At 68.8% G+C, this 18,308-nt stretch carries 15 protein-coding genes; 7 read left to right on the forward strand and 8 right to left on the reverse strand.

Annotation, left to right across the window (positions count from 1 at the left end; translation table 11 throughout):
* Positions 1-832: 832 nt before the first annotated feature.
* Positions 833-1,615, reverse strand: coding sequence for a polysaccharide deacetylase family protein (locus BOX37_RS32255; RefSeq protein ID WP_071930914.1), 783 nt, complete (start codon positions 1,613-1,615; stop codon positions 833-835).
* 184 nt (positions 1,616-1,799) lie between these two features.
* Positions 1,800-2,489, reverse strand: a complete 690-nt coding sequence (locus tag BOX37_RS32260; RefSeq protein ID WP_071930915.1) for an SDR family oxidoreductase — start codon at positions 2,487-2,489, stop codon at positions 1,800-1,802.
* Positions 2,490-2,695: 206 nt separating this feature from the next.
* Here BOX37_RS32260 and BOX37_RS32265 point away from each other — a divergent pair, with 206 nt between their 5' ends.
* The 3 genes from BOX37_RS32265 to BOX37_RS32280 all read left to right on the forward strand — a co-directional run bounded on the left by BOX37_RS32265 (position 2,696) and on the right by BOX37_RS32280 (position 5,680).
* On the forward strand, positions 2,696-3,196 hold the full coding sequence (locus BOX37_RS32265) for a DUF6069 family protein (RefSeq protein WP_084760475.1): 501 nt from the start codon (positions 2,696-2,698) through the stop codon (positions 3,194-3,196).
* Positions 3,197-3,250: 54 nt separating this feature from the next.
* Complete coding sequence (gene ggh, locus BOX37_RS32270; protein WP_071930916.1) at positions 3,251-4,591, forward strand: glucosylglycerate hydrolase; 1,341 nt, start codon at positions 3,251-3,253, stop codon at positions 4,589-4,591.
* A gap of 345 nt (positions 4,592-4,936) precedes the next feature.
* On the forward strand, positions 4,937-5,680 hold the full coding sequence (locus BOX37_RS32280; protein WP_071930918.1) for a glycoside hydrolase family 25 protein: 744 nt from the start codon (positions 4,937-4,939) through the stop codon (positions 5,678-5,680).
* Positions 5,681-5,746: 66 nt separating this feature from the next.
* Here BOX37_RS32280 and BOX37_RS32285 read toward each other — a convergent pair whose 3' ends face one another.
* The 3 genes from BOX37_RS32285 to BOX37_RS32295 all read right to left on the reverse strand — a co-directional run bounded on the left by BOX37_RS32285 (position 5,747) and on the right by BOX37_RS32295 (position 9,319).
* Positions 5,747-7,822, reverse strand: a complete 2,076-nt coding sequence (locus BOX37_RS32285; RefSeq protein WP_071930919.1) for a PhoX family protein — start codon at positions 7,820-7,822, stop codon at positions 5,747-5,749.
* A gap of 139 nt (positions 7,823-7,961) precedes the next feature.
* Complete coding sequence (locus tag BOX37_RS32290) at positions 7,962-8,765, reverse strand: hypothetical protein (protein WP_071930920.1); 804 nt, start codon at positions 8,763-8,765, stop codon at positions 7,962-7,964.
* Between the two features lie 38 nt (positions 8,766-8,803).
* Entirely contained in the window at positions 8,804-9,319 is a 516-nt protein-coding gene (locus BOX37_RS32295) for a lipoprotein LpqH (protein WP_071930921.1), read from the reverse strand.
* A 170-nt stretch (positions 9,320-9,489) separates the two neighbouring features.
* On the opposite strand from BOX37_RS32295, the gene BOX37_RS35680 reads away from it, so the two are divergent.
* The 4 genes from BOX37_RS35680 (at position 9,490) to BOX37_RS32320 (ending at position 15,143) form a co-directional block, all read left to right on the forward strand.
* Complete coding sequence (locus BOX37_RS35680) at positions 9,490-10,977, forward strand: hypothetical protein (protein ID WP_240505482.1); 1,488 nt, start codon at positions 9,490-9,492, stop codon at positions 10,975-10,977.
* Positions 10,977-12,122 (forward strand): hypothetical protein, encoded by a 1,146-nt coding sequence (locus BOX37_RS32310; RefSeq protein WP_084760476.1) that lies wholly within the window; start codon positions 10,977-10,979, stop codon positions 12,120-12,122. Before BOX37_RS35680 ends, BOX37_RS32310 begins: the two co-directional genes overlap by 1 nt.
* A gap of 232 nt (positions 12,123-12,354) precedes the next feature.
* Positions 12,355-13,869, forward strand: coding sequence for a tetratricopeptide repeat protein (locus BOX37_RS32315; protein WP_071930923.1), 1,515 nt, complete (start codon positions 12,355-12,357; stop codon positions 13,867-13,869).
* On the forward strand, positions 13,866-15,143 hold the full coding sequence (locus tag BOX37_RS32320) for a CHAT domain-containing protein (protein ID WP_071930924.1): 1,278 nt from the start codon (positions 13,866-13,868) through the stop codon (positions 15,141-15,143). Before BOX37_RS32315 ends, BOX37_RS32320 begins: the two co-directional genes overlap by 4 nt.
* Before the next feature lie 222 nt (positions 15,144-15,365).
* On the opposite strand, the gene BOX37_RS32325 is transcribed toward BOX37_RS32320, so the two are convergent.
* From BOX37_RS32325 to BOX37_RS32335, 3 genes are all read right to left on the reverse strand, one after another.
* Entirely contained in the window at positions 15,366-15,662 is a 297-nt protein-coding gene (locus BOX37_RS32325; protein ID WP_071930925.1) for a hypothetical protein, read from the reverse strand.
* Between the two features lie 82 nt (positions 15,663-15,744).
* Entirely contained in the window at positions 15,745-16,470 is a 726-nt protein-coding gene (locus BOX37_RS32330; protein ID WP_071930926.1) for an amino acid ABC transporter ATP-binding protein, read from the reverse strand.
* Positions 16,470-18,257: an ABC transporter substrate-binding protein/permease gene (locus BOX37_RS32335; RefSeq protein ID WP_071930927.1), complete on the reverse strand. Its 1,788-nt coding sequence runs from the start codon at positions 18,255-18,257 to the stop codon at positions 16,470-16,472. The genes BOX37_RS32330 and BOX37_RS32335 overlap by 1 nt, the downstream gene beginning before the upstream one ends.
* Between the last annotated feature and the right edge of the window lie 51 nt (positions 18,258-18,308).

The raw sequence follows: 18,308 nt of genomic DNA on the forward strand, positions 1-18,308 counted from the left end.
GACAAGCGACGGTGACCCTTTCTCGGGCCATGATCCACGCTGCCGCGTCGGGCGCGATCCACCCGGCCAATCGACGCGCATCGTCCACCGTCTGGCGCAGGTCGTAGGCATGAATCGGCTCGTGGTGCGCGACCCGGTTGCGTACCTGGTGCAGGTTCTTGAGGCACTGCTCGACCTGCCCTCGCCTACGTCGAATGTCTGGGTTCCCCAGCGGAAACGCTGTGTGGAGGCCCGGCACCCAGATCGATGCGTGATAGCGCGACGTCGCCAGGTACCGCCAGAATCCGAAAGACAGTTCGGCGATCACCTTTCCGTGCGCTTCGGCGGTGCGGCAGCGGGAACACCGCCTCCGTGCCTCCGCCAGATCAGCGTCGCCGCGCCGGTCCAGCGGGACGTGATCGAACCATTCGGCCGTCCGGTGTCGACGGTTCGACCAGCGGGCCAATGCCCCATCCATCGCGTTCCTGGTGAGCACTTCGGTGCGCGCGATCAGTGCGAACACGGCGGCTGAGGCGTCAGAGTTCCACTCGTACAACGCCAGGGCGGAATCGAGGTCTGGCGTGACAGCGAGATACGAACTCAGGCGCTGGTGGCTGAGTAGGTCGGCAACGACCTCGGCTCGCCACCGCACAGTTGCGTTACTTGACAATGCCCCCACCCGCCCCTACCGTTGTTTTCGAAGACCCCGGAACGATCCCTGACTACGGTCACATCGCCGGGGTTATTTCAATGTGCAGACCACTTCAATGTCACCCTGCGCCACGATCGAGCAGGCCATAGCGCACGGCTATCAGAATTTATACCAGATCGGGCTACGACCGGGCGGTCTGACTCAAACCTGTACCTGCAGTACATCGTTGAGGGTGACCAGGGACAGGTTGCGTTCGCGGATGATGTCGACGAGTTCGCCGTAGCAGTGGGTGACCGGTGGGAAGTTGGCGTGGCCGATGATGATCGCCTGGGCGGCGAAATACTTTCGCGCGCACTCGATCAGGTACTCCTCGGTGATCAGGCCGGAGTCCGAGAGCGAGCCGTACCACATGGTGGGCACGGTGTAGCCGAGGTCGGCGGCGACACGGTCGACGGCGGCGTTGTGGTAGCCGAAGGGTGGGCGGTAGAACGGGGTGCCGTCGACGCCGAAGGTGTTGTGCAGGAAGTCTTTTGTGCGGCCGAGCTGGTCGGCGATGCCGGTCGCGTCGAGCTTGGTGAGCGCGGTGTGGTCCCAGGTGTGGTTGCCGAGCTGGATCTGGCCGGAGTCGACCAGTGGCCGCAGGGCGTCGCGGTGGATGGTCCAGGACTCGTAGTAGCCGGTGACGAAGAAGGTGAAGCGGGCGCCGGTGTCCTCGGCCCACCGCACGTAGGCGCCGACCACCTCCGGGCTGGCGCCGTCGTCGACGGTGAGCGCCATGCTGGTGCCCGCGCCGGGCAGGGCCGTGATGGTCTCGGCGCCGATGATCGTCTTCGGGCCGCCGGGCGGGGGCGGGAGCAGCGGCGGGGCCGGCACGGGTTCCGGCAGCGGGATCTCGCCCCCGGAACCGGCGCTCACCGCTTCACCACCGGCCGTCGCGCATCCGGTCAGCGCCACGGCGCTACCCGCCGCGAGCAACGCCAGCATTCGACGTCTGTCCACTTCCGAACCCCTACTCGACCAGGCGCCCGCGGGCGGGCACGTGCGAAGAACAGCAGGACCGTACCCACCGCGTCCGTCGAGCGGCTGAATCGGCGAGCACCCGTACGCGAACCAGCGCGATGCCCCCACACCGCACGAATCGCGACCATACCGAATCAGGACACGCTGGTCAGCGAGGACGCAAAACGATCTCCGTCGGATGTCCGTCGCGCGGGGTGTCGACGGCGGTGCGCACGGCACCGGCCACCGTCTCCGGGGTGAGGAACTCCTCGGGCCGATAGTCGCGGCGCTCGTCGGCGACGATCGCGCGCTGCATGTCGGTGTCGATGCGTCCGGGGAAGATCGAGGTCACGCGCAGGGTCGGCTCCTCGAGCCGCAGCGCGTCGGCGAAGGCGCGCAGCCCGAACTTGCTCGCCGCGTATGACGCCCACCCCGCGTTCGCCCGCAATCCGGCACCCGAATTGATCAGCACCACATGCCCGTTCGCGGCGCGCAGCGCGGGCAGCAGGATCCTGGTCAGCTCGGCGACCGCGATCAGATTGACCTCGAGGGTCGACCGCCACTGCTCGACGCTCGACTCGACGACGGTGCCGAGGTCGGCGATGCCCGCATTGTGGACCAGCACATCGAGTCGCCCGATCGACTCGGCAGCCGTGGCGACGGCTGGATAGTCGGTGAGCGCGACCGGCCACCCGGTGGCGCCCGGCAGTTCGGCCAGGATCGGCGCGAGCGCGTCGGCGGTGCGGGCGCCGAGCAGCAGTTCATGCGTCGCGGCGAGTTCCCGGGCGATCGCCGCACCGAGCCCTCGACTCGCCCCCGTGATCAACGCCGTCGGAGCAGGAGTACTGGTCACCGTCATCCCACCACGCTAGCGGGCGCCACGATCAAGATCATCAGGCTGTGGTGGCGTTCGCTTCTCGGGCGATGCTCACCTGGGAGCCTGGTGATCAACCGTCCAGCATGCGGCCGTGCCGGATTCCGGCAAATCGGGCGGAAGTCGGGTCGGAATGCGACTCCTGGGGCGTTTTTGCGCTGATCAGCGGCATGCGCTAGTACCGTCGAAGGATGACCGATCCCCGGTACAACTACGGACCAGCGAACCCGCAGTATCCGCAGCAGGGGCAGCCGCCGAAACCGTCGATCAACATGGGCAAGTTGTGGGCGGGTGGTGTCGGGACCGCCATCGTGGCGGCGTTGCTCGTCGTCGTCGCGATCATGCTGGTGCGCGGCGTGCTCGGCGTCGCGATCCTCGCGCCCGAGGGCGCGGGTGCCTACGGCACGGTGTCGACCACGTCCTACGCCCTCGCCGCCGCGGGCGCCGCGCTGCTGGCCACGGCCCTGCTGACCGTGCTGCTGGCGCTCATGCCCAGCCCGCTGACCTTCTTCACCTGGATCTGCCTGCTGGTCACCGCCGTCGCGGTGATCCTGCCGTTCACTCTGGTGGCCGACATGGACGCCAAGATCGCGACCGCGGTGATCAACCTGCTCATCGGACTGTGCATCACCACCATGCTCAGCTCGGTCGGCGCGGCGGCGCAGAACGAACCGCGTCAAGAGGGGTACTGATCGTCACAGCCCAGCCGAGGTGCCACCGGGCCGGTGCCGCCGCAGAATAGGGAGATGACGGACCCAGGTTTCACCTCGACGCAGCTCGCGGCCCGCGCCGCCTACCTTCTGCGCGGCAACGACCTGGGTACGATGACCAGCGCCGCGCCCCGGCTCTATCCACACATGTGGAGCTGGGACGCGGCGTTCGTCGCGGTGGGGCTGGCGCCGCTGAGTGTGGAGCGGGCCGTCGTCGAACTCGACACGCTGCTCTCGGCGCAGTGGAAGAACGGGATGATCCCGCACATCGTCTTCGCCAACGGCGTCGACGGCTATTTCCCCGGGCCCGCGCGCTGGGAATGTCGCAAGCTGGCGGCGAACGCGCCCGACGGCCCCGACACCTCCGGGATCACCCAGCCACCGGTGCACGCGATCGCCGTGCAGCGCATCCTCGACCATTCCCGCAGGCACGGCCGCTCGACCCGGGCCGTCGCCGAGGAATTCCTGAACCGCCGCTGGCCGGGTCTGGTGCGCTGGCACCGCTGGCTCGCCCATGCCCGCGACCCCAAGGAGACCGGTCGGATCACGCTTTATCACGGCTGGGAATCCGGCATGGACAACTCGCCGCGCTGGGACCGCGCCTACGCCAATGTGGTGCCCGGCGCCGACCTGCCGCCCTACCGTCGCGCCGACACCGCCGTCATCTCCGACCCGACCCAGCGCCCGAGCGACCGCGAATACGACCGCTACCTGTGGCTGGTCGAGCAGATGCGGCGCGCGAACTACGACGACTTCCAGCTCACCTCGGCGATGAGCTTCGCCGTCGAGGACGTGTTCGTCTCGGCGATCTTCGCACTGGCCTGTGATGTGCTCGCCAATATCGGCGAGGAGTACAAGCAACCGCACTCCGATGTGCGCGAACTGCACACCTGGGCCGAACGGTTCCGCCAGGGCGTCGTCGCCACCGCCGACGAACGCACCGGCGCCGCACGCGATTACGACGTACGTCTGCAACGCTGGATCAGCACCGAGACCCTGGCCATGTTCGCCCCACTGATCTCGGGCGGCCTGCCCCGCCACGCCGAACGCGCCCTGCTCAACACCTTCGAGGGCCCGCGCTTCTGCGGCCACCCCGACCTGCGCTACGCCCTCCCCCCGTCGACCTCCCCCGTCTCCGGCGACTTCCGCCCCCGCGAATACTGGCGAGGCCCCGTCTGGCCCGTGATGAGCTGGCTGTTCTCCTGGGCCTTCGCCCGCCGCGGCTGGGCCGAACGCTCCTACATGCTGCGCGCCGAGGGCCTGCGCCAAGCCAGCGACGGCAGCTTCGCCGAATACTACGAACCCTTCACCGGCGCCCCCCTCGGCAGCATGCAGCAGTCCTGGACCGCCGCCTCGGTCCTGGACTGGCTCGGCTGATGGATGGTTGCCACACGAGAATCTGGTCATACACATGACCACGAAGCGTGGCGAAACCGCCACCGCTGACGAACTCGCGCAGGCGATGGCCGTCCAGCCGCCGCGGCCTTCGAGTTCATGACCGGCACCCTTCTGGACAGTCCTCACCGCGTCGACGACAAACGCATGGTCGTGACCGTGGTGGACCGCACCTCACGCTTGCGCGCCATCACCCACCACTCCCGTCCACCGGTGTGGGCACCAAAGTACGGGCAGCCACCGATGGCTTTCGGTTGGACAACTATTCGCGGACACCCCATCGACACCACTGGCCACAGGGGCATCGACTGACTACGGTCGAGCGCCATGGACACCGACCGCTGGAGTTCGACTGTTCGCCGCGGGTGCACCGCGTTGTCGCTGGTCGCGGTGGGGGCCTTCGTGCCCGTCACCGCGCAGGGCACGCCGAGCGGGCCGGACGTGTCATCCTGGCAGCACGTGGACGGACAGATGATCGACTGGCACGCCGTGCGCGCGGCCGGTCATCAATTCGCGATGGTGAAGGCCACCGAGGGGCTGCACTACGTCAATCCGTACTTCGTCACCGACAGCGTCCTGATGCGCACCGCGGGCGTGGCACGCGGCACCTATCATTACGCGCGCCCCGAACTTCCACCCGAACCGCAGGCGGCGATGTACGCGGCGACCGTCCTCGGCCAGAACGGCCCGCTGGATCTGCCGCCGGTCCTGGACCTCGAGGTGTCCGGCGGGCTGGCCCCGCCGGAGCTGATCGACTGGACGCACCGCTACCTCAACACCGTGCGGGCCCTCACCGGCCGAACGGCGATCATCTACACCTATCCCCATTTCTGGCAGACGGCGATGGCCGACACCAACGCCTTCACCCACCACCCGCTCTGGATCGCCGACTACAGCGGCGGTGAGCACCCCGAAGTCCCCGGCGGCTGGCCGCACTGGACCTTCTGGCAGACCACCGACCGCGGCAGCGTCCCCGGGATCGGCGGCGCCACCGACGTCAACGTCTACAGCGGCGCCCAGGGTGATTTCGCGCGTTTCGCCAACATGTCCGGGCTGTTCGGCAGTAGCTAGGGCGACAACGAGAAAACCGGTACTCGCCCAGTCGAGTACCGGTTTCCTCGGCAGATCGGTGGTCGGCTACACGCCGATGCGACCGCCGTTCTTCTTCCAGACGACCGCGACCGAGGGCCGAGGTTGGGCGGAGCCACCGTCAGGCCAGTTCGACAGGGGTTTGTCGACGGTGGCGTCGTCGGACTCGCCGGGGTGCTGGACACAGACGATGACATGCTTCTCGGTGACGATCGGACCACAGGTCTCGGCGCCGCGGGGCACGGTGAGGAACTGCTTGGTCTCCCCGCGGTCGGGGCCGTCGAGAATCACCGAGAACAGTCCGTCATTGGACTTCAGGGCGTTGCCGTCGGTGGAGACCCACAGGTTGCCGTGCGGGTCGAAGGCCAGGTTGTCGGGGCAGGAGATCGGGCTGACCTTCGACTTGTCGAAGCCGCCGAAGTAGGTGTCGGCGGCGGCGGGGTCGCCGCAGACCAGCAGCAGCGTCCAGGTGAAGTCGGTGCCGGTGTGGTCGTCGGCGATCTCGAGGACCTGGCCGTTCTTGTTCAGATTGCGCGGATTGGCCTCGTCGGCGCGCGGGTAGTCGTCCTTGCCGCGGTTGGTGTTGTTGGTCAGCGCGACATAGACCTTGCCGGTCTTCGGGTTGGCCTCGAAGTCCTCCGGGCGGTCCATCTTGGTGGCGCCCACCTTGTCACCGGCCAGGCGGGTGAACACGGCGACTTCTTCGGCGGACATGCCATCGACCAACGACTTGCCCTTGCCGTCGGCACCGGTCTCGAGCAGCGGAATCCACTGGCCCTTGCCGGTGAAGCCGCCATCGGGGACCTTGCCGGAGCCGTCGATCTCGTCGGCGTGGTCACCGGTGAGCTTGGCGACGTAGAGCGTGCCCTCGTCGAGGATGGTCATGTTGTGGCGCATGCTCGCCGCGCCCATGCCCGGCTGCACCTTCTTGGTGGAGACGAACTTGTACATGTAGTCGAAGCGCTCGTCGTCACCGCTGTAGGCGATGACACTGCCGTCACCGGCCACGTAGATGGTGGCGGCCTCGTGCTTGAACCGTCCGAGCGAGGTGTGCTTGACCGGAACGGAGGTGGCGTCCCACGGGTTGAGCTCGACGATGTAGCCGAATCGGTTGACCTCGTTGGGTTCGGCCGCCACGTCGAAGCGGGGGTCGAAGGTCTCCCACTTGCGCTCGGAGGCGCCGGTCGGGATGCCGTAGCGCTTCAGCCGCGCGGCCCCCGCGGGATCGGTGACGGTTTCCGCGTTCGCGAAGTACTGGTTGAAGTTCTCTTCGCCGGAAAGCACTGTGCCCCAGGGAGTCACACCGCCTGCGCAATTGTTGAGGGTGCCGAGCACCTTGGTGCCGGTCGGGTCGGCCGTGGTCCTGAGCAGGTCACTACCCGCGGCCGGACCCTTGACTTCGAACTCCGAGGTGGCAGTGAGACGGCGGTTGTACTTGCCGAACGCGGGCTTCAGCTCACCCGAGTCCGACTTCCCGTGCACCTCGACGACGCTGAGACCGTGCCCGGCCAGCGCGATCTCGAACTGCTCGCGGGTCGGCGCTGCGGAGTCGTAGCCGCGGAACATCATCGGCTCGGTGGTGTACTCGTGGCTCACGACCAGCAGGAACTTGTCGGCCTGACCCTCGATCGGCAGCAGGCCGGCGAAGTCGCAGTTGAAGCCGAACTGCTGGGCGGCGGCGGCCGCGGTCTGGGCGTCGAAGTCGAACGCGGGCGCGCCTTCGAGCACCGCGTCGCCCCACCGGATGACCACCGACTGCTCGTAGCCTTCCGGGATGACCAGCGCGTCTTCGGTGTTGGGCGCGACGGCGGTGAAACCGGTGCCGGTGCCGGTGCCGGCCGTGCCGGTGCCGGCCGAGCCGGTGGGAGTCGAGCCGGTGTCGGAGCTGTCGTCGCCGCAGGCGGCCAGCACGCTCACCGCACCGACGCCGAGCACCACGGCCGCACCGCCCTTGATCAGTCCTCGGCGGTTGAGACCAGCGACGATGTCGCCGAAGTAGGCACCGTCGGAGGTGTTGGGCACCTCGTGGAAGCAGGCGTTGCCGCACTTGTACTCACAGGTCAGGGCGGCGCGTGCCGACTGACCGTCATGCTTGATGAACAGGGCGAGCGGTTTCGGGCTCACAGTGACTCCTGGGTAGGTCGGACTCCGGGCACGGTAGGCAGCCCAGGAAAGCCACCGGGAACGCGAAGATGAACGCCCGACCAAAACTCGGCGAGTGCTGTGCCAGGGGGCACAGCACTCGCGAGTGGACACGGTGTCGTCAGCCCGCGTTGACCGGCAGCGCGATCACCACCTCCTGCTCGTTGCCGGGTAGGTAGCGCACCTGGATGACGCGGCCGATCTGGACGTGTCCGATCGCCGAGGGCGGCAGGTACTTGCCGACGCGAGTCTGGAAGGTGCTGGCGTCGGGGCGGGTCACCACCAGACCGAGGGTTACCTCGGTATAGCCGCCGCGGATGCGGCCCGACACGTCGAGACTGCGCACCACCGCCTGCGCGCACAGGCCGCGTTCGGCGATGTCGAGCTTGCCGCGGGTGGTGATGCCCTTGCGGATGAGCGACTCGTTCATCGCCCGCTGCGCGGCGCCCGCGTCACCGGAGCGATCCACTTCCACCTTGTCGGTGCGGCCCGGCAGATATCGCACCGGCAGCACCACGCCGGGTTGCAGCAGCGCCAGCTCGGTGAGCGGCACGATCATCGTGGCCTGGGAATCGAAGACCTTTCCGTCAGCTCCCTCCACCCGGAAATCGATCCTGACCTGTGGCTGGTCATTGACCGAGACCCCGGTCTGACGGAAGGCGGTGATGGTGCCGATGCCGAGCTCGCCGGCGCGGAACTCACCGCTGTTGCGACCGGTGAAGGCCTCGATGATGCCGTCGCCGGTGCAGGCGAACACGATCGTGACGATGGTGAGCGCGAGGATCGGCAGCGCCATCTGCGGACCGACCCAGCCGAGCATGCCGCCGGTGAACTCGTCGGGTGTGTAGGTGAGGCCGTAGTAGAGGTAGTAGCCGATGGACAGGACCCCGAAGGCGACCGCGGCCGCGCGGATCTTGGATTTCATGATGTCTCCTCGAATGAGTGCGACCGGGTCGCGACGGGTCAGGCGCCGACGATGGTCGAGCAGGCGAAGGTGACGTCGAACTTCACCGTCGACGGTCCGGCCAGCGGGTTGGTCGAGTCGGGCGCGCTCACGCCCTCGCCGGTGATCCGGTAGGTGTTGCCGTCCTTGGCGAGCTCGGCCGAGCCGCCGGGCGCGCCGTTGCCGTAGCCGACCGCGTAGGGCAGACCGTTCGCCCCGCCCTGGCTGCCCGCGAAGGCGACCGCCTGCACGGTGTCCCCCTGGAGGGACGCGCTGACCGAGAGGGTGCCGTAGGTGGCGTTGGCCGTGTCGGTGAGCGCGAGGGCCAGGATGCCGCCCTGTTCGGCACAGGTGGTTTCGAACTTCGCGTCGAATTCCTTGCCGTCGACGCTGGCGGTGGAGTTCCCCGCGGCCTGGGCCGCGCTGCCCGGGGAGGGCGGGCTGCTCGGGCTGGTGGTGCTGCCGGAGTCGCCGCAGGCGGTGACCATCAGCGCGGTGGCGGTGGCGGCGAGGGCGGCGATCAGCTTGCTGTTCATGGTGGTTCCGTTTCTCTCGAGGTGAGCCGGGCCGGTGACCCGTTGAGAGAAAGGTAGGAATCCTCGGCGCCCTACCGATCCCAACTTTGGTCGGTGGTCACAGGGCCGAGAACCGCGGCGCCAGCCGCAATGGATACAGCTAACCTGGTCGAATGCGAAGATCTCGCGCCATGGTGCTCGACGAGGTATGGCGCGGGCTCGACGGGGTCGACGCACTGAGCGGGCCGCACGGCGGGCCGCTGCGGCGCACGGTGAAGCTCATCGTGGATCCACTGGTGATCCGGCCGATGCAGCATCCGGCGTGCGCCGCGACCGTCCTCGACGCCGACGGCGTCACCCTGCTCACCGCGCTCGTACACGCGCGCGCCGACGTACTTCGTGACTGCGCGGCCTGGTTCACCGTGCTCAAACAGGTGCGGCGGGCCCTGCGGATCACCGAGGGCAACGCCCAGGACCTGTACTTCCAGCGCTGCTTCGAACTGGCGACGGTGCACGGCGCGCCCGAGGGGGACCGCGGGCGGGCGACAGCCGAGGCGACCCTGCGGGAGATCCACGAGAGCACCGGGGGGCGCACCACCGCGGCGCTGAAAAGCCATGTCACCGAACAACAGCGAGCTACCGAGCTGAACGTGCTCCTCGACCTGGCCTGGCGCCGACGACCACTCGCCGGGTATGGGCCGCGCGACCGGTCCGCCGAGCTGACCGAGCTCCTCGACGCCTGCACCTTCGCCCGCGACGGCGACCCCGCCGACGCAGGCCCCCTGCTCGACGACCTCATCCGCGACCACGTAGGCACCCACCGCGGCATCGCCCTCTGGAACCCCCAGCCCGCCCACGGCGCCGACGACCTCGGCCTCACCGCCCACCCCGTGCCGGTCTGCCCATCCCTCGGCGCCACCGCCTCCACCGCCAACCTCGCCCTCCCCCTCGACCGCACCATCTACGAACGCGTCTTCACCGTCCTCCAGGGCAGCATCGACCGAGTCGACCTGCCCGAGATCCCGGACCTCGTGACCACGGAGATCTCCCGCAGTTGCTCGCCGTGGGGGTTGCTGGATGAATCGCTGCGCGTCGCCGCTGCCACGGGTTGTGAACTGGCGCTGGGTCTCTCGCCGATGGGGAACTCAGCGGCGGGTGGCACCGCGCTTGGTGCGTCCGGCACGCGCACCGAGAGTGTCGCCGTCGAAAGGGGTCGACTCGATCCCCTTGGATCGAGTCAGCCGGCAAGCGCGGCCGACGGGATGGGTAGCGGCGTGAATGCCTCGGCAGGCAACCGGGCAGGTGGCTACGTCGTCGGCAAGGCTGACATGAAGAGCCGAGGTGACGGGTCGCGGGCGCATGAGGTTGTCAACGGGCGGTGGCGGCGGGAAGGATACGTACTGCAGGCACGGCGGTATGCGGTGCATGCGGCGGATGGTTCGAGTGGGCCACTTGCTGTGGTTGCCGAGGATTTGCGTCGTCCGTGGCGGCCGTATCTGCGGCGGCTGTGGGTGCGGCTACACGGGCGGGATGTGCGGGATCTGCCGGTGTACGAGGCCGGGGAGTTGTGGGATCTGCTCGATGGCGTGGCGCGGTCGGTGATCTTGGATCATCGGACGCGGGTGCGGCAGGCGCTCACTGCTGAGCCGGTGGCCGTTCCGGAAGCGAGGGCCAGCTGATGACGACCGTTCGCCTCCGCCGCGCGGCTCCCGACTTGCTGACGCTGGCCCCCGCAGGCGCGCCGCTGGTCACCGAGGAAGGGCCCGGGCTCGATGTTCTCGTGCTGGAAGTCGCAGGCGGACACCTGAGTTGGAGCTTGCTCGCCGACCAGCTCCTCCCCGCTGCTGTCCTCGACGACCGGGAGTCGGCGCAGGACTGGCTGTGGGCTGTCTACGGCGAACCCGTCGCTCTCGCCGTGGCCGACAATCATCCCCAGGAACTCACAGCTGCCCCCGCCCGCCCCGAACTCGCGACCGCTCTGCGCCGACTCGCTTACGCCCACTGGGTAACTCGATGGTGGCCCGCCTCGACCCTCGACGCGGTTCCCGCCCTCGATGCCCAGCTGGTGGCCGATGAGATCGCCGCCCTGACCGAGGCGTGCGAGATGGCGCTCGGCGATCCACCGGCGTCGAGCGACAGCGAGCAACAAGGGGGGACGATCGAGTCCGGAGCTCGGCAGCCCGGCGCCGGCCGCGACCGCGATGGCCGGGCCGATTCCGGTACTCAGGACGGGCCGGGCCGGCTGCGCGGCGGCGCGGCGGCGCAGCGGCCCGCGAGCGAACAGCGTGCTCGCGCTCAGGATTACGCGCTGGCAGCGGGTGGCGTGGAGGCGACACGCGGCGGGCTGGTGCTCGCGCGGGGCAGCGGGGGCTGGGATTGGCGGCGGTGCCCGCCCGGCATCGTCGACGCGAGCGAGCAGGCGGTGTCGTGGCAGGTGACTCGTGCGGGAGGCGTGTCGACAGTCCAGGTGAGCGTGGTCGCGGCGCCGGACTGTACGCGCGGGGTTCCCGAACACCTGTGGCCGCATGCCCGGGTCACCGCCCCGCGAGAGTCGGATTCCGGCGGTGGATTCGAGTACTACACGGCCCCGCTTCAGCTGCACGGGGACGCTTGGATCGGGACGGTACAGATTCCCACGGATTCCGAAACAGGCTGCGCAGTAACCATTTTCGTGCCAGGAGTAGGTCCGGAGAGCACGCAGGGCGACGAATCGCCGATGCGGGCGCGAATCCGCGCCCACGTCCGGCGACGGCTTGCCGGAAACGCAGACGACCCACTACTGACCGCCGAAGCATCGGCCGCGGGTGGGGATCAGGACTTCTGATGGCTGCTGTCGATCGGCCCGCCGGGCGCAACTTCAGTGCCCTTGCCGGTTTCGTCGCGCACCGGTGTCAGGCCGTTCGCCCTGCCGTGCAGGTGTACCCGTCGGGCGCGTCGGCGCCGGGGCACAGTCAAGTGGTGGCGTGCCTCTCGCAGGCGCGCGGTTGCGGATCAGGCCCGCGCCGACCGTGCACAATCGTCCACACACCGTGTCCCCACCGATCGGGAGCAGTTGAATGGCAGCCACCGGGAGTAGATCCGACCAGGACGACGCGCAGCTCACCGCGGGATACGCGGCGTATCAGCGCGGCGAGGTGGCGGCGGCGCTCGAGCTCTTCGAGCGCGCGGCCGAGGGGGCGTCGCCGCGATTGCGTAGTGCGGCGCTGATCAATGCGGCGAGTATGGCCGATGAGCTCGGTGAGCACCGGCGGTCGGTGTCGTTGTTCCGCGCCGCTCTGGCGGAGCTGCCCGACGACGCGGCTCATCAGCGGCCCGCGGCGCTGGTCAATCTGTCGCAGGCGTTGCAGCACCTGGGTGAGTTGGATGCGGCGCAGGAGGCACTCGAGCAGGCGCGTGAGCAACTTGCCGACGACGCCGATCAGGGTTTCCTCCGGGTCGCCTGTCTGCTGTCGCTGACAGCGGTGGCGCTGCATCGCCAGCAGTGGGCGAGGGCGGCCGAGCTGGCGACCGAATCACTCGGGGTGACCGAGCGTTTCGCGCCCGAGCTGGTGGGTCACCCGTTGGTGAATCTGGCGGCGAGCTCGTTCGAGATCGGCCGACACGAGTTGGCGCTCGACTTCGCGCGGCAGGGGTTGGCGGCGTTCGTCGCGGCGGGCGAGGAGGCGGCGGTCGCCGAGACGCGGCAGAACCTGGCCATCATGCTGGTCCGGGCGGGGCACTACGACGAGGCCGAGGAGCCGTTGCGCGCCGGCCGGCAGTTCTTCGACCGCGCGGGGTTGGGCCACCGGTCCGCGATCGGCGCCAAGACGGCCGGCTTCCTCGCCGAGGGAAGAGGCGAACTGGCCACCGCGCGGTCGTCTTATCAGCAGGCCCTGGACTACTTCGATGCGACCGGCGCCGTGCTGGATGCCGCCGACGTCCGCCTGCGACTGGCCACGGTGGCCTGTGCCGAAGGCGATCTCACGCGGGGGGAGGAACTGCTCGCCGCATCGTTCGCGGTGTATTCCGCGCACGGTCTCGGCATGCACTGCGCCCAGCTCGACTACTGGCACGCCGAACTCCTGCGCACCGCGATCGAGCAAGCGCCCCAACCCGACCCGGAGCTGCTCGCCCGCGCCGTCGATCTCGCCGTGCCCGCCGCGCTGGCCATCGACGCGGTGCGCCACACCCTGCCCAACGGCAACCAGCGTGAACACTGGCACCGCGCCGTCGCCGAACCGGCCATGCGCCTCGCGTTCCACTGCGCGGCCCTGTCCGGCGATGGCGAGCTGGTCGCCGATCTGATCGACAGCCAGTGCGCGGGAACCACTCTGGACCTCGCCGCTTTCCGCGACACCGCGGCGCCCACTCTCGAGTTCCAGCTGATCGACCCTACCGTCGTCGAACGCCCCACCACACCGGCACTGCAACTCGGCAACGCCCTCGCCGATGTCGCCGCCGCGGCCGGAGTCCCCGTCGCACCGCCGCCCCGCCTGGTCTCGAGCGGCCGAATAGTGTTGTCCACCTTTATCACCCATGCCGAAGAGCGCTACGGTCGGCGGGTTCGCGACGAGCGGGTGATCACCCTATGAGCATCCGGCCGTCCACGGCGCCCGAGTACACCGGCGCGACGCCGACCGCGCTCATCCGGATGGCCGATGCGGGAGACGTGTACGTGTCCTGGCGATGGGTGGGCGAAACCGCGGCGCGCGGGGTAGCGGTGCTGCCGCGTGATCAGGTCCGCGTGGTGCTGCGCCGGCTGGCGGACGCGGTGCCCGATCCGGCGCGGCCCGATGATCTGCGACGAGTGCTGACCGAAGGCGCCCTCGTTGATCCGGTCGCGGAAGTCGCACTCGCACAAGCACTGTCGCGAACACTGTTGCCCTATGGGCTGGCCGTACAGCTCTACGAGCTGTCGCAGCGAGGCATCCGGCCGCACCTGCGAATTCAGCCGTCCCCTCGATTGGCGCAGGTGCCGTGGGAGATCATCGCGCCCGATCCCGATGTCCGGCTGATCGATATCGCCGATGTCAGCCTGCTCGCGCCGGTGTCGGTGGTGCGGGCGCCGGAGCGTATCGCGCACCGCTGGAACGACACCAAGGACTTGCCGGTGGTGGCGGTGCTGGATCCGCGCGTACCAGGGTTTCGCGCCGATTCCGAACTCGGCTCGGTACTCGGCAGGCCGAACGCGGACATGCCTGTCGCCCACCATTTCAGCCGCTACGACCGGCTACTTCCCGCCGTCGCCGATCCGGTCGAGCTGTTGCGGCGCACCGACATCGATCGAACCTGGCTGTCGGCAGCCCTGCGAGCCGGGGCGAGCCGACTGGTCTACGTCGGCCACGTCACCGCGCCCGCGCCGGAATCCGGTGAAAGCGAACACGCGGAACTGCACCTGTGCTGCACCGCCGAGGCCCGCGGATTCGCCGCGTCGAACCGCACCCACCGACCGCTCTCGGCCAAAGACCTGCTGCTGGGCACCTATACCCTCGACTCGACCCCGGTGCCCGGCCGCGAACTGTGGCCGATGCCGAGCCGCGTGGCCCTCATCGCCTGCGAAAGCGGCGGCGACCTGCGCTTCACCGAAGCCCTCGGCCTCACCACCGCGGCCCTCTCGGCAGGCGCCGAGCTCGTCACCGCCACCCGCTGGTCCCTCCCCACCGACCACGCCTTCCACACCCTCACCCCCACCACAACCCTTCCCCTCCAAGCCGCCATCTGCGCGGTCGACACCGCCCACGATTCCCCCACCCCCGTCCCCACCCTCCTGGCCTGGCAACGCACCCGCCTCGCCGCTTGGCGCGACTCCCCCATCCCGGAGAACTCACCCTTGCTCTGGTCGGCCTTCGCCACCGTCAGCGACTGATTCACCTACTCGGCGCAGGTCGAGAGCGGTATCGCACAAGCGCACATCGCGGCGGACTCACTCAGTCGGAGTTGGCGACTCGCGCCGGGCCGCGTCATCCCGCGGTGACCCGATTCGAGGCTGCCGGGACCATGCCGACGATCCCGCTACTCGAGCGTCATGCCGGCGCGCTCGAGTCGCACCTTCGCGGGGAGTTCGAACCGGGACGCGCCGCCGGGTAGGTCAGTGGTCGTCGTAGTGATCGTTGTGGGCCGCGTGGCGGTGGCCGTCGTGGATGTAGTCGACGTGGTCACCGTGCGGGACGGCGACATGGCCGCAGCCGGGGCCGTGGGTGTGGTTGTGGGCGGCGTGCTCGACGTGCGCCGAGGTCTCGCACTCGTCGAAGTGGCCGTCGTGGGCGCGATGCAGGTGGCCGTCGTGGACGTAGTCGACGTGGTCCTCGTGCGGGACCGCGACATGGCCGCACGTGGGGCCATGGGCGTGGGTGTGCTCGGGATGTTCAACGTGTGCGGTGGTCATCGCTCTCCTTTGGTCGAAGTGGAGCTGAGCACTTCCGACATTAACAGATGCGCATGAGTAACCGTGACCCTGTCCGCCCTGGTCAGAGGACCTGGTCGAGGAAGCGGCGCAGACGCGGGGTTCTCGCGTCGTCGAACAGCTCGTCTGGGGTGCCGGTCTCCACGACGACCCCCTGATCCATGAACACCACGCTGTCGGAGACGCTGCGGGCGAAGCCCATCTCGTGGGTCACCACGATCATCGTCATCCCGCCCGCGGCGAGTTCGGCCATCAGCGCGAGCACACCCTTGACCAGTTCCGGGTCCAGCGCCGAGGTGGCCTCGTCGAAGAACATCAGCTCCGGCTTCATGGCCAGGGCGCGGGCGATGGCGACCCGCTGCTGCTGACCGCCCGACAGCGAGGCGGGCCGGGCATCGGCCTTGTTCGCGAGACCGACGATCTCGAGCTGTTCGAGCGCGAGCGCGCGGGCTTCCTCGCCGGACAGGCCGCGCAGCTTGCGTGGTCCGAGCGCGATGTTGTCGGCGACGGTCTTGTGCGGGAACAGGTTGAACTGCTGGAAGACCATCCCGATGCGCTGGCGCAACCGGTCGGGACTGTCGCGCAGCACGGATGCGCCGTCGAGCAGGATGTCACCGGAATCGGGTTCGTGCAGGCGGTTGAGCACGCGCAGCAGCGTCGATTTGCCCGAGCCGGACGGGCCGATGACGGTGGTGGCGTGTCCGGCGTCGACGTGGATGTCGACCCCGCGCAGGATGTGGTTGTTACCGAGGGTCAGATTCAGTCCCGTACCGGTGAGAGATGCGCTCATCAGCGACCTTCCGAGATAGTGGCCGACTCGACCGGGTCGATGGGGGCGGCGGGTGCCGGTTTGCCGGTGCGCATCCGCCGGTCGATGTAGTTCACCAGGTGGGTGAGCGGGATGGTCAGCACCAGATACATCAGACCCGCGGCGACCAGCGGCGACAGATTGCCGGTCTGGGCATTGAGATCGCGGCCGACGGCGAACAGCTCGCGCTGGGAGGCGAGCAGGCCGAGGAAGTAGATCAGCGAGGAGTCCTTGATCAGCGCGATGAACTGGTTCATCAGCGCGGGCAGCACCCGGCGCACGCCCTGCGGGATCACCACCAGGGTCATCGCCTGGCGATATCCGAACCCGATGGCCCGCGCGGCCTCGAGCTGGCCGGGCTCCACCGACTGGATGCCGGAGCGGAAGATCTCGCCGATATAGGCCGAGGCGAGCAGCGCCAGCGCCACCGCACCGAGCCAGTACGGGTTGCCGCCGGTGATGTTGCGGACCACCGGACCGATGCCGAGCCCGATCAGCAGGATGATCACCACTGCGGGCAGGCCGCGGAAGATGTCGGTGTAGATCCGGGCGGGCCAGCGCAGCCAGCGCGAGCGCGAGATGCCCATCACCGCGAGCACCATGCCGATGATGGTGCCGAGCACACCCGAAACCACCGCCAGGATCAGGGTGTTCGGCAGACCGGTCTTGATCAGGTCGGGAATGGCCTTGGCGTACAACGACCAGTCGAAGAAGGTGTCCTTCAACTGCTGCAGGGTCGACTTCTGCGCCACCTGCTCGGTCTCGCCCTCGCCGCGTTCGGCGGCCAGTGCGGCGAAGTCCGGAAGTTCCGGCGTCGGTGCGGCTCGGGAGCCGGGCTTCCAGCCGGGTGGCAGTTCACGGGGCACCCAGTCGGCGTAGAGACGGGCGTAGGTGCCGTCGGCGATCACGGCGTCGAGGCCGGAGTTGAGCGCGTCGATGAGCGGCTGATTGCCCTTGGCCACGGCGTAGCCGACGAAGTTGTCGAGGCTGAAGGTGTTCTGCGAGATCACGATGCCGTCGCCCGGTGAGATCGCGCCCTCGGCCTGGGCCGAGGGCGCTACCCAGGCGTCGACCTGGCCGGACTTCAGATTGGCGTAGGCGGTGTTGTAGTCGGGGAACTTCACCGGGTCCAGCCCCAGCTGGTTCACCACGAACTCGTCCTGCACGGTGCCCTGCACCACCGCGATGCGCGAGCTCTGATTCAGGTCGCCGAAGGCTTCGATCGCGCTGTTCTGCGCCACGACCAGCGAGAAGTAGCCGAAGTCGTAACCGTTGGTGAAGCCGACCAGCTCGCGCCGGGCATCGGTGGTGGTGATGTTGGACGAGCCGACATCGAAGCGCTTGCCCGCCACCTGGGCCAGCAGCCCGCTGAACTCGGTGCCCGAGAACTCCACCCGCAGACCGAGTTTCTCGCCGATCGCGCGCAGCAGCTCGTTGTCGAAGCCGGTGAAGCTACCCTGCCCGTTCACGCAGATGCTGGGCGGGGCGTCGGAGAGCGTGCCGACGCTCAGCGTGCCCGGGTCGAGCAGACCGAGCCCGGCGGTATCGATCGACTCGACCGGCTCGGTGGTGGCAGTTGTGTAGCGGTCGGCCCCGGCGGCTTCGGGACCGCCGAGATTCGACGGTGCCGCCGCGGCCGCGCTCGCCCCCTGCGGGGAACACAGATCGCGCGCGGTGTCGGAGCCGCCGCAGCCCGTCGCCGCGACACCGACGAGGAGCAACAGCGCGGCTATCCGCGCCCGGGTTCGCACAGCACGCACACCAGACATGCCGATAGACCCTAGCGGCCGCCCGGCGAACCGATGGCTACGCGCGCCAGG

It is taken from the genome of Nocardia mangyaensis (assembly GCF_001886715.1).
Taxonomy (GTDB): Bacteria; Actinomycetota; Actinomycetes; order Mycobacteriales; family Mycobacteriaceae; genus Nocardia; species Nocardia mangyaensis.

Excerpts from the sequence above, each read along its gene's own strand:
- BOX37_RS35680 (WP_240505482.1), top strand. The coding sequence starts at position 9,490 with ATGGTGCTCGACGAGGTATGGCGCGGGCTCGACGGGGTCGACGCACTG.
- BOX37_RS32335 (WP_071930927.1), bottom strand. The coding sequence starts at position 18,257 with ATGTCTGGTGTGCGTGCTGTGCGAACCCGGGCGCGGATAGCCGCGCTG.
- BOX37_RS32330 (WP_071930926.1), bottom strand. The coding sequence starts at position 16,470 with ATGAGCGCATCTCTCACCGGTACGGGACTGAATCTGACCCTCGGTAAC.
- ggh (WP_071930916.1), top strand. The coding sequence starts at position 3,251 with ATGACGGACCCAGGTTTCACCTCGACGCAGCTCGCGGCCCGCGCCGCC.
- BOX37_RS32265 (WP_084760475.1), top strand. The coding sequence starts at position 2,696 with ATGACCGATCCCCGGTACAACTACGGACCAGCGAACCCGCAGTATCCG.
- BOX37_RS32295 (WP_071930921.1), bottom strand. The coding sequence starts at position 9,319 with ATGAACAGCAAGCTGATCGCCGCCCTCGCCGCCACCGCCACCGCGCTG.
- BOX37_RS32255 (WP_071930914.1), bottom strand. The coding sequence starts at position 1,615 with ATGCTGGCGTTGCTCGCGGCGGGTAGCGCCGTGGCGCTGACCGGATGC.
- BOX37_RS32280 (WP_071930918.1), top strand. The coding sequence starts at position 4,937 with ATGGACACCGACCGCTGGAGTTCGACTGTTCGCCGCGGGTGCACCGCG.
- BOX37_RS32320 (WP_071930924.1), top strand. The coding sequence starts at position 13,866 with ATGAGCATCCGGCCGTCCACGGCGCCCGAGTACACCGGCGCGACGCCG.
- BOX37_RS32315 (WP_071930923.1), top strand. The coding sequence starts at position 12,355 with ATGGCAGCCACCGGGAGTAGATCCGACCAGGACGACGCGCAGCTCACC.
- BOX37_RS32260 (WP_071930915.1), bottom strand. The coding sequence starts at position 2,489 with ATGACGGTGACCAGTACTCCTGCTCCGACGGCGTTGATCACGGGGGCG.
- BOX37_RS32325 (WP_071930925.1), bottom strand. The coding sequence starts at position 15,662 with ATGACCACCGCACACGTTGAACATCCCGAGCACACCCACGCCCATGGC.
- BOX37_RS32290 (WP_071930920.1), bottom strand. The coding sequence starts at position 8,765 with ATGAAATCCAAGATCCGCGCGGCCGCGGTCGCCTTCGGGGTCCTGTCC.
- BOX37_RS32310 (WP_084760476.1), top strand. The coding sequence starts at position 10,977 with ATGACGACCGTTCGCCTCCGCCGCGCGGCTCCCGACTTGCTGACGCTG.